General features: G+C 41.8%; 16 protein-coding genes. All 16 read right to left on the reverse strand.

Annotation, left to right across the window (positions count from 1 at the left end; all coding sequences use genetic code 11):
* Positions 1-78: 78 nt before the first annotated feature.
* The 16 genes from ACH6EI_RS12565 to ACH6EI_RS12640 all read right to left on the reverse strand — a co-directional run bounded on the left by ACH6EI_RS12565 (position 79) and on the right by ACH6EI_RS12640 (position 15,120).
* Positions 79-357 (reverse strand): YokU family protein, encoded by a 279-nt coding sequence (locus ACH6EI_RS12565; protein WP_013057076.1) that lies wholly within the window; start codon positions 355-357, stop codon positions 79-81.
* Positions 358-359: 2 nt separating this feature from the next.
* Complete coding sequence (gene kamA / locus ACH6EI_RS12570) at positions 360-1,769, reverse strand: lysine 2,3-aminomutase (protein ID WP_028413330.1); 1,410 nt, start codon at positions 1,767-1,769, stop codon at positions 360-362.
* Between the two features lie 42 nt (positions 1,770-1,811).
* Complete coding sequence (locus tag ACH6EI_RS12575) at positions 1,812-2,291, reverse strand: GNAT family N-acetyltransferase (protein WP_028413331.1); 480 nt, start codon at positions 2,289-2,291, stop codon at positions 1,812-1,814.
* Positions 2,279-3,799 carry a M81 family metallopeptidase gene (locus tag ACH6EI_RS12580; RefSeq protein WP_028413332.1) on the reverse strand — a complete coding sequence of 507 codons (1,521 nt, stop codon included), beginning with the start codon at positions 3,797-3,799 and terminating at the stop codon, positions 2,279-2,281. The genes ACH6EI_RS12575 and ACH6EI_RS12580 overlap by 13 nt, the downstream gene beginning before the upstream one ends.
* A gap of 29 nt (positions 3,800-3,828) precedes the next feature.
* Positions 3,829-5,286 carry an aldehyde dehydrogenase family protein gene (locus ACH6EI_RS12585; RefSeq protein WP_028413333.1) on the reverse strand — a complete coding sequence of 486 codons (1,458 nt, stop codon included), beginning with the start codon at positions 5,284-5,286 and terminating at the stop codon, positions 3,829-3,831.
* A 28-nt stretch (positions 5,287-5,314) separates the two neighbouring features.
* Positions 5,315-6,610, reverse strand: a complete 1,296-nt coding sequence (locus ACH6EI_RS12590) for an aminotransferase class III-fold pyridoxal phosphate-dependent enzyme (RefSeq protein WP_028413334.1) — start codon at positions 6,608-6,610, stop codon at positions 5,315-5,317.
* On the reverse strand, positions 6,594-7,979 hold the full coding sequence (locus tag ACH6EI_RS12595) for an aminotransferase family protein (RefSeq protein WP_098999327.1): 1,386 nt from the start codon (positions 7,977-7,979) through the stop codon (positions 6,594-6,596). The genes ACH6EI_RS12590 and ACH6EI_RS12595 overlap by 17 nt, the downstream gene beginning before the upstream one ends.
* Complete coding sequence (locus tag ACH6EI_RS12600; protein ID WP_028413336.1) at positions 7,967-9,148, reverse strand: thiolase family protein; 1,182 nt, start codon at positions 9,146-9,148, stop codon at positions 7,967-7,969. Before ACH6EI_RS12600 ends, ACH6EI_RS12595 begins: the two co-directional genes overlap by 13 nt.
* A complete protein-coding gene (locus tag ACH6EI_RS12605; protein WP_028413337.1) occupies positions 9,148-9,810 on the reverse strand; it encodes a 3-oxoacid CoA-transferase subunit B in 663 nt (220 codons plus the stop codon). The genes ACH6EI_RS12600 and ACH6EI_RS12605 overlap by 1 nt, the downstream gene beginning before the upstream one ends.
* Position 9,811: 1 nt before the next feature.
* Positions 9,812-10,468, reverse strand: coding sequence for a CoA transferase subunit A (locus ACH6EI_RS12610; protein WP_028413338.1), 657 nt, complete (start codon positions 10,466-10,468; stop codon positions 9,812-9,814).
* Positions 10,469-10,647: 179 nt separating this feature from the next.
* Entirely contained in the window at positions 10,648-10,977 is a 330-nt protein-coding gene (locus ACH6EI_RS12615) for a DUF3870 domain-containing protein (RefSeq protein WP_013057066.1), read from the reverse strand.
* 214 nt (positions 10,978-11,191) lie between these two features.
* Complete coding sequence (locus ACH6EI_RS12620) at positions 11,192-11,440, reverse strand: ferredoxin (RefSeq protein ID WP_013057065.1); 249 nt, start codon at positions 11,438-11,440, stop codon at positions 11,192-11,194.
* Positions 11,441-11,477: 37 nt separating this feature from the next.
* Entirely contained in the window at positions 11,478-12,362 is an 885-nt protein-coding gene (gene pdxS, locus ACH6EI_RS12625; protein ID WP_028413339.1) for a pyridoxal 5'-phosphate synthase lyase subunit PdxS, read from the reverse strand.
* Positions 12,363-12,555: 193 nt separating this feature from the next.
* On the reverse strand, positions 12,556-13,539 hold the full coding sequence (locus tag ACH6EI_RS12630; RefSeq protein ID WP_028413340.1) for a quinone oxidoreductase family protein: 984 nt from the start codon (positions 13,537-13,539) through the stop codon (positions 12,556-12,558).
* Positions 13,540-13,555: 16 nt separating this feature from the next.
* Positions 13,556-14,329 carry an enoyl-CoA hydratase/isomerase family protein gene (locus ACH6EI_RS12635; RefSeq protein WP_028413341.1) on the reverse strand — a complete coding sequence of 258 codons (774 nt, stop codon included), beginning with the start codon at positions 14,327-14,329 and terminating at the stop codon, positions 13,556-13,558.
* A 29-nt stretch (positions 14,330-14,358) separates the two neighbouring features.
* On the reverse strand, positions 14,359-15,120 hold the full coding sequence (locus ACH6EI_RS12640) for an SDR family NAD(P)-dependent oxidoreductase (RefSeq protein ID WP_028413342.1): 762 nt from the start codon (positions 15,118-15,120) through the stop codon (positions 14,359-14,361).
* Between the last annotated feature and the right edge of the window lie 3 nt (positions 15,121-15,123).

The following is a 15,123-nucleotide window of genomic DNA, read 5'->3' on the forward strand; positions in this document are numbered from 1 at the left end:
ACTATGCGAACATGTTTAACGTAAAGCGTATAAGAATATCCATCTCCTATAAAAAGTAGGAGATGGATCCTTTATTGCTCACTTTGAAAAATCAAAGTAGTTTCGTTTTAATAGACGAGGCAGGCTCATAAGCTGTTCGTACGTTACACTTTTTTCTAAGGCAGAGGTGTTGATTAAAAACAGTTGATCTTCAATGTGTCCAACTGTTTCGTCTGTTTGATACGTAATTCCACATTCTGAACATGTAATGGAAGGCGTCTCTTTAATTTCTATAGCTTTTGTACCGTCAGGAAGCTCCCAATAAACCGTTGCATCCGTCTCCTTGGCTTCATATGATTCGCACCATTGGCACTTCAATATTATTCCTCCTTCGCTCCCGCTGTTTCGTATTTTTTCATTTGCGTTTCAAATTTTTTCTCTTTTAATTGATCGCGCTTTTCACGCTTGTCTTTTAAAGAGCTATGCTCTGGATTTTGATCATACGTTTTCCGGCGGTCAAGACGGTTTAGACCTTCTGGCGTTAAGTTGAACTTTGTATCATCGATAATCGAAAGAACACCATTGCTTTCAAATTTTTCAAACACTTCAGGATATACTTTTTTATAAAATTCTTCTGCGCTTCCACTTTGGTAATTTTGCGGCTCTGGATAAGACGTAATAACACCTTCAAAGTTTCGAAGCACCACTTTATTGGAGCTTTGAGAAATAATATAGTTTGGCTGCAGCGGAATTTTACCGCCTCCTCCAGGAGCATCCACGATAAACGTAGGAACTGCATAGCCGGACGTATGGCCGCGAAGTCCTTCCATAATTTCTAGCCCTTTGCTGATTGGCGCACGGAAATGGCCGATTCCTTCTGATAAATCACATTGATAAATGTAGTAAGGACGCACGCGGATCTTTACTAAATCATGCATAAGCTGCTTCATGATTGGCACGCTGTCGTTAATTCCAGCTAAAATAACCGCTTGGTTTCCAACTGGAACTCCTACGTTCGCAAGCATTTCACATGCACGCTTTGATTCTTCTGTAATTTCAATTGATGTGTTAAAGTGCGTATTTAGCCAAACCGGATGATATTTCTTTAAGATGTTGCACAGATTTTCTGTAATGCGCTGAGGGAACACCACCGGCGCTCTTGTACCGATACGAATAATTTCTACGTGCGGAATATCGCGCAAATTTTTCAAAATATATTCTAAAATATTGTCATTGATTAATAGGCCGTCTCCTCCGGAAATTAATACATCACGAATTTGAGGGTTGGCTGCAATGTAATTAATCGCTGTATCCAGCTGTTTTTTTGGAACGCCCATTCCGATTTGTCCTGAAAAACGTCTTCTTGTACAATAGCGGCAGTACATGGAGCACTGATTTGTAACTAAAAACAGGACGCGGTCGGGATAACGGTGCGTTAAGCCAGGAACCGGTGAATCTTCATCTTCATGAAGCGGATCTTCTAAATCATACCTTGTTTTATGCAGTTCTTCTGAAATAGGAACGGACTGCATTCTGATTGGACATTTCGGATCGTTCACATCCATTAACCATGCGTAGTAAGGAGTGATATTTAACGGAATCGTTTTGGTTGCAATTTTAACACCTTCTTCTTCTTGAGGTGTTAAATTTATGACTTTCTTTAAATCTTCCAATGTTTTAATCGTGTTTGTCAGCTGCCATACCCAGTCGTTCCACTGCTCGTCCGTTACATCTTTCCAAAGCTCGATTTCTTTCCAATGTCTGCTTGCTTTATATAATGTATTTTTCATTTTATATTCCCTCCAAGGTTCATTTTTTGAATAGATGTTCTACTAAGAAATTGACCGCACCATATAATAGCGATCTTCTCCTTCGCCAAACTCTCCTGCTCGCGTTTCTTTAATCGTAAAGTCCATTTTTTTATACAGCTTAACAGCGCCTTCATTTTTTACATTCACAGTCAAACAAACACTTTCAAAATTATCTTTTTGTAGAATCGAAAATATCTCTTCTAAGAACAGCTGTCCAATTCCGCTTCCTTGTTTATCAGAGCGGACGTAGAACCCAAAGATATAAGCTTTTGTGACATCTTTGTAATCTCTAAGCAGCTCGCAAATGGCAATTGGCCTTGCGTCATTTTCCTGGAAATATTGAATGAGCTTTCCGTAGCGCGCTAAAGGTACAAGCGTCTGTTCATCAACGGCTCCCATGCCCGGAAACGCATCTTTTTCAAGTTCAATCATCATTTTTTGCTGCGCGGGACTTAACGACTCTGGGACTTCGATATAATACTGCTCTTTTAATGCATCCATTTTTCTTTCCTCCTTTTTTCACTTTCATATTTTGCATCTTGCAGCGGCCATATTGGACTTGGAAGGTGCTGATAATTAAAGGTCGTTAAGCGATTTGACGCTAAGCCTGGAGCATCCACATAGACGATAGACCCTACAAGCGGTTCAAAAGCGGCTCTGAAATGATTTTTAGCTTTTAAACCAATTATTTTTTTCCTTGCTGGCTCGATACCGATATGGCGAAAAAGTTCAGGGTCGTTTGCTGATACCGGCCTTCCAATCAACAAAATATCCAATTCTCCTACTCGAATATGAGCTGCGCCTTTTACATTTACTTTTAAATGCTGATTAAACGGTCCCGAATTGTAAAACTCACCTTCTGATAAGCCAATGACCTTTGCTTCAACTTCAACGGGCTTTCCAAACTCAGGAGAAACTTTTCCTCCTAAGGAAAGAGAGACGTAGCTTCCAACTCCTGCTTGCACGCATTGTTTAATAGATTCAGGGTCATAAAGACCTCCAAACAGTGTCCCCGGCATATTTAGCTTCAGCATGTATTCTAAAAGCTCTGTTGTATCACCGCTTCCACAGCTTAAAGGATTGTCCGCTATATCAGCGAGCACAATTGGCTGTTCGTTTGATCGTTTTAACGCTGTTTGCAGACCTTCTTCAACGGTAGGCAAATCCATGATAAAATCTTCTTTTATACTCCAAAACTGAGAAGCTAGTCTATTTGCTGTTTTTTCTGCTGTTTCAGGATTCAAAGCTGTTACGAGCACGCTTGCTCCCGCAATTGGAATATCAGAATACGGAAAGCCTCCAAAAATGGAAACATTGTATACGTCTTCTTCTTGCTCGGCTTGCTTAGCAAGATCAATCATTTTTTTCATCGGCCCTTCTGCTGTTCGCATATTAATCGACGGCAAAAGCATGGGCAGTTTTTTTAAAGACGCATAATAGATAGCGCTTTCTTTTACTTGTGTTAAAAGCGCTCGCGCAGCGTTAACTCCTTGTTCATACATATCAACGTGAGGATATGTTTTAAAACCAAAGTGAAGCGACGTGTACGTAAGCATATCTTCACTGACATTTGCATGCATATCGAGCGTAGTGGCAATAGGAACGTTATTTCCTATACAGCTTCTTATTTGACCTAACAAATGAGCTTCCGGATCGAAAAGATGCTCTGCTACCATTGCGCCGTGCAAGGCGATTAATAAGCCATCTAGCGGGCCGGCGTGAGTAAGCATATGCAGCATTTGCTTTTCAATTGTGTAATAAGCTGCCGAAGATACAACCCCAGACGGAATTGCAGCTGCACAAACAAGGGGAACGATTTCTACTTGCTTCTCTTGCTTTAATACATCCAAAAATCCCCCTACTTCTGTTTTGGTTCCTGAGTATGCTTTATATATTTCCGTTCCAACAAAATATCCTTCTTGTACAAACTGTTCTATTTCTGTTTTTAATGGACTAAAGCTGTGAGATTCATGATAAAAAAAGGCAATGCCAATGCGATATGAAGACATGTGCTCCTCCTTTTCGCTAAGGTGCGAGATTAATAGTTGGTGTAGACAGACTTCCATTCTGTCATCACATCAAATGCATGATGAGAAACTTCCCTGTGGCCGTTGCCAGACATTTTCATTCCACCGAATGCTACCCCCATTTCAGCATTAGATGTTCCGTTATTGATATAGACTAATCCGCTAACAGCGTCTTTGGCAGCTCGGCTGGCATAGTGCAAGCTGCTTGTATAAATAGAAGTGGAAAGTCCGTACACCGTTCCATTATTGACGCTCATTGCTTCTTCGTAGCCATCTACTTCAATAAAAGCAAGCACGGGACCAAAAATCTCTTCTTGAGCAATTGTGTGATTTGAATAGACGTTATCGATGATTGTAGGCATGTAATAACAAGTTCCTAACTCTGATAAAGCACGACCTCCGAGCGCAATATTCCCACCTTCTTCTACCGCTTTTTGTACGTAATCTTCTACTAAACGGCACTGCTGTTCATTAACAAGCGGTCCTATTGCAACCCCTTCATCAAGACCATTTCCAATCTTCATTTCTTCTGTAAGAGCTATTACTTTTTTCAACAGCTCTTCTTTTACTGAACGCTCCACGATGACTCTGCTAGCTGCGGTACAGCGCTGACCCGTTGTCGTGAATGCTGATTTAACGATTCCCTCTGCTGCTTTATCCAGATTGGCATCTTTTAATACGATAACCGCGTTTTTTCCTCCTAGCTCTAAAGAAATACGCTTTAAGGTTTTGCTGCTCATTTCTGCTAATTGCTGACCAACTTCCGTAGAACCTGTAAATGAGATGATTTTCACTTCAGAGTGCGTAGCAAGCTTTTGTCCAACGATTCTGCCCGATCCTGTAAGCAAGTTAATCGTTCCTTTTGGAAGCCCCGCAGCGTGCAATACTTCCATAAAAATCTTCGCTGAGAGCGCCACTTCTGAAGCCGGCTTCCAAACAACCGTGTTGCCAGCAATTAAAGCAGCAAACATTTTATAAGAAGCGAGAGAAACAGGAAAGTTCCAAGGTGTAATACATGCCACAACTCCAAGCGGTTCGCGCACCATTTTTATATCTCGGTCAGGAAAGCCAGCGGGCACTATTTCGCCAAACAAACGTCTTCCTTCTCCCGCCATATACTGAGCTGTTGCAATGACGACACCAACTTCCCCTATGGATTCTGTCAGTGGTTTTCCCATTTCTTTTGTCATCACTTGAGCTAGCTCTTCTTTTCTGTCTTCAAAAAGCAAAGCTGCTTTTGTTAAAAATGCTGCACGTTCAGGAATAGATGTATTTTTCCAGTGGCTGTAGGCTTTACTAGCCGCGTTTACGGCAGCATCGACTTGACTAGCCGTAGCGGCTGCGCACATTCCGACGAGCTCTTGTGTTGCAGGGTTTATACTTTTAAAATAGGTTTGCTCCTCTTCACTTACCCACTCGCCGTTAATATATAAATCTCCTTGCAGCAGTTCGGTTTTAGTTTGACTCATATCGTTACCCTCCTTTTCATTTAAAAAGCTAGTTAATTGAAACTGCTTCTGTGATGACTTCTTCTAATAAAGACAGCCCTTGATTCAGCACGTCTTTATCAATATTCAGCGGCAGCATTAAGCGAATGGTTTGCCCTTTGACTCCACAGTTCATGATAAGCAGTCTTCTTTCCAGCGCTTTTGATTTAATGGCAGGAACATAAGCAGCTGCTGTTTCAACATGAAATTCAATGCCAATCATCATGCCAATTCCTCTAACCTCTTTAATAGCCGGTAAATGTCCGATAGAATGCTGAAGACGTTTCACAATATCGGCACCTACTTTTTCACTGCGCTCTACAAGCTTTTCTTCTTCAATGATTGAAATGTTAGCTAAAGCAGCTGCGCACGATACTGGATTTCCACCAAAAGTAGAACCATGTCCGGCTGTTGGCCATTTCTCATGCAGTTCTCGGCTTGCTACAATCGCTCCTAGTGGCATACCACCGGAAAGAGCTTTTGCTAAAACTAAAATATCTGGTGTGACTCCAGCATGTTCCGCGGCAAACATTTTTCCAGTGCGCCCGAATCCCGTTTGCACTTCATCAAAGATAAGCAGAATGCCATAATCATTCGCTATGTCTCTCAGTGCGCGTAAAAAGCTAGAAGGAGCAGGGTAATAGCCTCCTTCGCCCATGACTGGCTCAATAACAATCGCCGCTACGCGTGAAGGATCCACTCGCAGTTCAAACAGCTTTTGCAGTTGATTTAAGCAATATGCTTCCGCTTCTTCCTCGTCAATATTAGGAAGCTGACTTGGATACGGATAAGGCGCGTGATACACTTCTCCCAAAATCGGCTCGTAGTAGCTTCGGTACTTGGAGCTTGAAGCCGTAATAGCTGTAGCTCCGAGTGTACGGCCATGAAAAGAACCTTCAAAAGCGATAATCCCTGGTCTGCCAGTGGCCGCTTTTGCTAACTTAAGCGCTCCATCAATAGCTTCTGCGCCTGAGTTTGAAAAGAAAACCGTATCTAAGTTTCCTGGCGTAATTTGCGCAAGTTTTTCTGCCAAATTCACAGCTGTTTCGTAGTATCCGTAATTTAAACCGAGGTGAAGCAGCTGATCTGCTTGTTTTTTAATTGCTTCTACCATCTTTTCATGTGTATGACCTACTGCATTGACAGCTACTCCTGATACAAAATCAATATATTCCGTGCCATCAGCTGTCCAAAATTTCGCACCGTGCGCTTTTTCAATAACAAGCTCTGTTACTCTTGTCATCACGGGTGATAAATGTTTTTTGCCTTTGATTTGAAGCTCTTCTGTTTTATTTTGCACTTTCATATGACTCATCCTTTCTTATGTGCTGATGAAAAATAGAAAACGCATGATCTAGCAATCTCACTATTTCATCAACTTCTGATTTCGTTATATTTAAAGGAGGACTAATAATGATATGTTCTCCTTTATGTCCATCTATAGATCCGGACCCTGGATAAAATACGCCTCCAAGCTCCATACAAATTTCATTGAGCTTTTCGCTGGCTGCTTCACCTGGCTCGAAAAATATCTGTTGATTGGCGTCTTTCATTAGTTCTAATCCAATTAAAAGTCCGCGGCCGCGAATATCTGAAATATACGGATGCTTGCGCTGCAGCGCTACTAAACATTCCATTAAATACGCACCTTGAGTTTCTACATTTTGAAGGATATTTACTTCTTCATACATGTCCAAAGCAGCAAGTCCTGCCGCTATCGAAACAGGATGTCCACTGTACGTATAGCCGTGAAGGAATTTTCCGCCGCTATTTTCTAACAGTCCTTGAATCAGACGGTCATGGACAACCATTCCTCCTAAAGGAGCGTACCCTGCTGAAACTCCTTTACCAAACGTTAGAATATCCGGTTCGATTCCGAATTGTTCCACTGCAAAATCAGTTCCCGTTCTCCCAAAGCCTGTCATCACTTCATCAACAATCAAAAGAATGTCATAACGGCTGCAGAGCTCACGTACTTTTTTGAAATAGTCAAGCGGAGGTACAACAGCTCCTTGCTGACTTCCTACGATGGTCTCTGCGATAAAAGCTGAAATATTTTCTGGACCAAGCTCTAAAATGGTGCGTTCAATATCGGTGATGCAGCTCCAGTTTTGATTTGCCACGCAGTCTTCTTGATTGCGATTATACGGACAGCGATGACAATACGGCGAATAGACGTGCGCAAAATGTAAAAGATTAGGTGTATAAGGATATCGTCTTTTTACGTCTCCTCCAGCTGATAGTGCCCCTATCGTGTTTCCATGGTAAGACTGCCACCTTCCGATTACGATGTGTTTTTGCATCTTTCCGGCATCCCTGTGATATTGCCTTGCTAATTTTAATGCACTTTCATTTGCTTCTGATCCTCCTGATGTAAAATAGACTTTGTTTAAATGAAGCGGCGCCATTTCTCCAATTTTGCCTGCAAGTTTATGCAAAACATCCGTTTCAAAACGTAATGTATGAACAAACGCCGCTTTTTTTGCCTGCTCCGCCATCGCCTCGGCTATTTGCGCAATGCCGTGCCCTAAGTTTGCCGCCACGGCGCCGGAGCAGCCGTCTAAATACTTTTTTCCTTGTTCATCTATTAAGTAGCTTCCTTCACCATGCGTAATCATTGGATACTTTTTTGTTAAATCTCTATGAAAAACATAATCTCTTTTTATTTCGTCCATCTTTCCACCACCATCGCCATTCCTAATCCTCCTGCAACGCAAATAGTAGCCAGGCCGTATCGTCTTTTTTGCTTGTGGAGTTCATGACACAGAGTTGTGATGATTCTTGCCCCGGAGCAGCCTAAAGGGTGTCCAAGAGCAATCGCTCCTCCGTTTACATTCACTTTTTCTGATGTGATGTCCCATTCTCTTAAGCAAGCAATACTTTGAGCGGCAAATGCTTCGTTTAATTCAATCAAGTCCATATCACCTAAGCTTAAACCAGCTTTATTTAAAGCAATTTGCGAAGCAGAAACGGGGCCAATTCCCATTTCCTTTGGAGAGACGCCGGCTGCGGCAAACGACACAATCTTTGCCATAGGCGTTAATCCAAGCTGCTCAGCTTTTTCTTCCGACATCAACAGCATCATTGAAGCGCCATCGTTTCTGCCGGATGAATTTCCAGCTGTCACCGTTCCATTTCTTTGAAAAACGGGCTTAAGCGTACCAAGCTTTTCTTTGCTAGTAAGACGAGGAAATTCATCTGTTGCAAAATGCCTCATTCCTTCTTTTACAGGAACCGGTATAATTTCTTCTTCGAACAAATCAAGTTCTATAGCCCGCCTAGCTTTTTCCTGACTATAAAAAGCAAACTCGTCCTGCTCCGTACGGCTAATGCTATACTTTTCAGCAAGCCACTCCGCCGTCTGTCCCATTGTAAACGTTCCGTATAGCGTTTCAGGCTGTGATTTTGGCTGACTTTCTGTATTAGAGTCATAGAGTGTTAAATCACCAACGTGAAAACCAAAACGAGTGCCTACCGTATAGTGCGGTGCTTGAGACATGCTTTCCGCTCCTCCGGCTAATACCACTTCGGCTTGACCTGATAAAATGGACATAGCTCCATTCATTACAGCCTGCATGCCTGAACCGCACTGGCGGTGCACGGTATAAGCTGGAATACGTTCAGAGAATTGAGCTCTCAGCCCGGCTACTCTCGCTATATTAGGAGCATGAGCGCTTTGTTTCGTCTGTCCGACAATGATTTCATCAACAATCTCTGAAGTATATCCCGCTGAAGACAAATTGTTTTTCATCACAAGAGAGACTAGTTCTTCTGGAAGCGTATCTGCAAGCGAACCGCCAAACTTTCCAATAGGGGTTCGAAATGCATTTACAATCACTGCCATTATGCCGTCACCTCATTGTTTTTATTAAATAATTTAGAAACATGAAAAGAAGCCTCTGTTTTTTGTTTTACTTCCTCTAAAGAAACACCCGGAGCTGTTTCAAGAAGTTCAAGACCAAGATGGGTTACCGAAAAGACAGCTAATTCCGTAATAATCATATCGACTCGTCGCTCTGAAGTAAGCGGATAGGTTAAATTCCTAACTAGCTTTGACTCTCCTTGACTATTCGTATGAAGAGTCGTCACAATCACTTTTTTCGATCCTTCTAATAAATCCATTGCTCCTCCTACGCCAAGAACACTTTTCCCAGGGACAGCCCAGTTCGCAATTCGCCCTGCTTCATCTACTTGAAGCACTCCAAGAATGGATACATTCACATGACCTCCGCGTATCATCGCAAAAGAATCAGCGCTGTTAAAAAATGAGGCACCTTCCAAGACCGTGACGGGAAGCTTCCCAGCATTCACAAGCTCTGGATCTATATAGGTTTCTTCAGGAGTAGGGCCAACGCCGAGAATTCCGTTTTCTGAATGTAAAAACACGTGAACATCGGGTGAAATATAATTAGCAACCAAAGTAGGAATCCCTATCCCTAAGTTCACTACATCTCCTTGACAAAGCTCTTTTGCAGCGCGCCCAGCAATATATTGTTTGACGTTCATCTTATTTTTCTCCTTTCACTACGATATAAGTAACGTATAAATGAGGAGTGATAATTTCTTCAGGAGAAATTTGTCCAACTTCAACCACTTCTTCTACTTCAGCAATCACGATATCAGCGGCCGTTGCCATCATTGGATTAAAGTTTCTTGCTGATTTGCTGTAAATAAGATTTCCGAGTCGGTCTGCTTTTTTAGCTTTTATAAGCGCTACATCTGCGTGCAGCGATTCTTGCAAAACATATTTCTTTCCTTTTAATACTCGTTCTTCTTTTCCTTCAGCGAGCTGAGTCCCTACGCTCACAGGCGTGTAAAATCCTCCAATGCCCGCACCTCCTGCTCTAATAGCCTCGGACATTGTTCCTTGCGGGATAAGCTCCACTTGAAGTTCTTGTTGTTGATAGGCATGCACAACTTCAGGATTGGAAGTGAAATACGAACCTATAGCTTTTTTTACTTGTTTTCTTTGAACCAATATACCCAATCCTTTTCCAGGTTCACCGAGGTTATTACTAATAATCTCTAAATCTTTAAGGTTTGATTTGGCAATCGCCTCAATTAGACTAAGCGGGCTTCCTACAAGACCAAATCCACCTACCATAATGCGTGCGCCATCAGTTATTTTTCCTACTGCTTCTTCGCGCGTGATGATTTTGTTCATTTTGTTTCCTCCTTTTCTTTTTATATTTCACAGCGCTTTACACGAAAAAAACCAAGCAGGACACAATGACTCCCCAAAGAAACAGGAACGTCCCCCATTCTTTGTAAAGCGTGTGTGTCTGCTTGGTTTTAATAAGACCATGAAAAGAGGTTGTCTTCTCACTTTATTCTAACCAAACGCTATGTAATTTTTTGATTCACATTATCCCAGTAACGTTGGATTGCAGCCTGAAGCGCTACGATAATCGCCTGTTGAGATGGAGCAAAATAATAATTTTGAATACGTTCAATAAGAGGTTCAATTCCATCTGCAAGGCAGTAACCAATAAGCAGCTTCCGGAAAAAATTTTGCGTCAGCTCCGTAATAAACGTAAACTCAGCATTTACAATTTTATGCTCTGTCAGATCCACTTCTAGTACAATTCCCGCATGCTTATACATTTCATACATGGAAGTTCCCTGTGGAGCTTTTGCATATCCTGTCACAATGACTGTATTCAGTATTTGCATGCCCCTTAATCTCCTTTTAAAAACTATTTAATTACTCCGCACATTTACACTAATAATTCTGAAAGGTCAAATGAGACTAACTCATATGCTTTTAGTTATGTAAGTGCTTTCATTTTTAAAAAGATATGTTCTTACACAACTAACATTTCGCCTTTTCTAGACAAAATCCTTCTTTTCTTTTAAAAAAACTTTCTATTTTTTTATTTATTCGGCTTTATTGAAATTTATTCGAATCTCCATCAAACTTTTCATCTGCTATACGGATGGACTCTGTTGGACAGCCTTCAAACGCATCTATTAAATCGTCTTCTAACTCTTGGGGCACTTCAACAGTGCCTTGATTATCATCAAGGATAACGAACGCAATTCCTTCATCATCATAATCATAAATATCAGGTGCCGCAGCTCCGCATGCGCCGCACGCAATACACGTTTCTTTATCGACTATTGTATATTTCCCCATGATCATTCTCCTAACTAAGTTTAAAAGTTATTACTTATTACCAGCCGCGTTCTTGCATACGATTTTCTGGTAATAATGATGAAATTTCAATTCCTTTCATTGCACTTCCTAGCCCTTTTGACAAGCTTGCAATGAGTTCATAATCTTGATAATGCGTTGTTGCCTCAACGATTGCTCGAGCAAATTTTTCAGGGTTGTCGGATTTAAAGATTCCTGATCCAACGAACACGCCGTCTGCTCCAAGCTGCATCATTAACGCTGCGTCCGCGGGTGTTGCTACGCCGCCTGCTGCAAAGTTTACAACCGGTAAGCGGCCTTCACGTTTAATTTGCAGTAATAGCTCATAGGGGGCACCTAATAGTTTGGCTTCTGTCATTAACTCGTCTTCATCCATGCCTACCACTTTACGTACTTGAGCGTTGACTTGGCGCATATGACGCACTGCTTCCACGATATTTCCTGTTCCTGGTTCGCCTTTTGTACGAAGCATCGAAGCACCTTCACCAATTCGTCTTGCTGCTTCCCCTAAATCACGGCATCCGCATACAAATGGAACCGTAAATGTACTTTTGTTAAGGTGATATTCCTCATCAGCTGGAGTAAGTACTTCACTTTCATCAATGTAGTCTACACCCATCGCTTCTAGCACGCGTGCTTCAACAATATGGCCGATTCGGGCTTTTGCCATAACTGGAATGGATACAGCGTTCATCACTTCTTCAACAATTGTTGGGTCTGCCATACGAGACACGCCGCCTGCTGCACGAATATCAGCTGGAACACGCTCTAACGCCATAACAGCAACAGCGCCTGCTACCTCTGCAATCTTTGCCTGTTCTGCATTAATCACGTCCATGATAACGCCGCCTTTTTGCATTTCTGCCATTCCCCGCTTCACGCGGTCCGTTCCATTTCTCACCATATTCAATTCCTCCTTTATATGTTCAAACACTTATTATGCAACTTCCATGCCAGTGTTAAAATATAGAAGAAATTAGTAAAAAGTACTGATTTTTATGCCGAATTATTAAGCGGTTTTTAAAAATTTGGCAGGCGAAAGCCAATTTTTTAAACTAAAACAGCTTCCATCCCTATTAGAGACGGAAGCTGTTTTATTAAGGAACTAACACTAATTTTCCGGTCGTTTTTCTTCCTTGAAGCAGACGATGTACATCTGCTGCTTCTTCAAGTGAAAATGTACCGCCCAGCATTAATTTTAACTGACCGGAATTCACGTAGTTTAATAGCTCATGCAGGCTTTGCTGATAAAGTGCTGGTTTTGCCATCATTTGAGGTAAGAAAAAGCCGAGAACCGACTGATTTTTTTCCATCAGGCGAGCAGGGTTAAACTTTACAGATTTTCCGCTAGCCATTCCGTAAAAAACGAGGCGTCCAAATGGTGCAAGACATTGAAGAGATTCATAGAATATATGCCCTCCTACCATTTCTAAAATAATATCGGCTCCTTTTCCTTCTGTTACTTCTAAAATCCGTTTTTCCCAGCCTGTTTCTGTATAGTTAATCACTTCGTCGGCTCCAAGATTTTTTGCAAGCTCAAGCTTTTCTTTAGAGCTCGCTGTAGCAATAACTTTTCCAGCTCCAAAAATTTTCGCAAGCTGAACAGCTAAGGTTCCGACGCCGCCTGCTGCTGCATGAACGATGACGATTTCTCCTTTTTCAAGGCGACCCATTGTTTTTAAAATATGATAAGCCGTTAGTCCTTGAAGAGGCAAAGCAACGGCCTGTGTTAAATCCACATTCTCCGGCAACGGAATAAGGCCTCTTGAATCTGCCAGCGTGTACTCAGCGTATCCTGTTGCTCGATTAGATCCCAGCAGTGTCACGACTTTTGTACCTACTTTTATCCCTTGTACATCCTCGCCTACTTCAACCACTTCGCCTGCTACTTCAGAGCCTGGAATAAAAGGCAGCGGCGTTTCGACTACATATGCTCCTTCGCGCCGCGCAGCGTCGGCATAATTAACGCCAATTGCCGCAACTTTAATGAGCACATCTTTCTTTTTAGGTACAGGGCGTGCAATATCGATAACTTGCAGAACATCAGGCCCTCCATACTGCGTGAATTGAATAGCTTTCATCTTTTATATCCCCCTCTTATTTCCCTTGAAATAGTGGCTTTCTTTTTTCTTTAAATGCAGATATTCCTTCTTGATGATCCCTCGTTTCTACCATAAGAACTTGCGTTAGCCTTTCTTGTTCAAGCACTTGTTCTAGCGTTAAATGGAATGAATCGTTGACGATTTTTTTCATTTTTCCGTACGCTTTCGTTGGCCCTTGTGATAAACGGCTTGCAAAAGACGTAACCTCATCTTTCAACTGATCTAACGGCACTACACGGTTCAAAAAACCGGCTTTGTAAGCCGTATCGGCATCCAGAGGCTCTGCTAAAAATAGCAGTTCTTTAGCTTTGTGGGGGCCAACGACTTTTGTGAGAAAGTAAAGACCTCCTCCATCTGAAATCAATCCCACTTGAGAAAAGCTTAATACAAATCGGCTTTCTTGTGATGCGATGATAAAGTCAGAGGCAAGAGCTAAATTAAAAGCAGCTCCTGCTGCAAACCCATGAACTGCTGAAATAATTGGCTTCTCTAGATTTTGCATCGCTAAAATACATTCATTTAAACGGCCGATATGTTCATAAACATCAGCTCCCGATGCTTGGCCCATCGTTTTCACATCGCCTCCGGCAGAAAACGAGCGCCCCGCTCCATTTAATATAACCACTTTAATAGACTCATCGCTTTGTGCCTGTTTTATTTCAGCTGTTAACTTTTCAATCATTTCCTCACTGAATGCATTTAAACGATCCGGTCGATTTAACGTTAAAGATAAAATAGTCCCCTGCTTTTCTACTACTAAATCACTCATAATTTCGACTTCCTCCTCTTTGCTTTGTATTAAACGATAAGCCACCCGCCGTCTACTAATAAATCACTTCCCGTCATATACGATGCCTCTTTAGACGCTACAAAAGCAATAACATTTGCAATTTCATCTGGTTTACCTACACGTTTTAAAGCCGTATTTTTTTCGATTGCCTTAGTGAAGCGCTCATTTTCAAGTCCAGGCTGTGTTAAAGGTGTTTCTACGAATCCAGGAGACACAGAGTTTACTCTGATTCCGTGAGGTGCTAATTCAAATGCCATTGCTTTTGTAAAGTTGATTAAAGCAGCTTTAGCAGCGCTATAGTGGGGAATTTGCGCACCTGCTTTATGTCCTGAAAGAGAAGCGATGTTAACAATAGATCGATTTTCTGCTATTTCTTCAGTTAAAATAGGAATCAAATGTTTTGTTACAAGAAATACGCTTGTTAAATTGACGTCCTGCACCTGTTTCCACTGTTCAAGCGTTGTTTCTTTGATTGTGGAATTAACAGATCCGCCTGCGTTATTAATTAATAAATGAATTTGTCCGTACTTTTCTTTTATAAACTCAGCAAGCTCTTTGACGTCTTCTTCTTGCGTTACATCAGCTGGGAAAATATCTGTACATTTTCGTTCACACCGTGTGTCAATAGCGGATGCAGCCTGTATTAGTTTTTCTTTCGTTCGCCCGACAAGAATGACGCGAGCGCCTTCTTTCGCCATTCTTTGAGCGGTCGCTTCTCCAATGCCGCTTCCAGCTCCTGTAATAACAGCTATTTGCCCTTCAAAACGCAGCAT

The organism is Priestia sp. JSM ZJ58 (assembly GCF_044383985.1).
In the GTDB taxonomy this organism is placed as follows: domain Bacteria; phylum Bacillota; class Bacilli; order Bacillales; family Bacillaceae_H; genus Priestia; species Priestia zanthoxyli.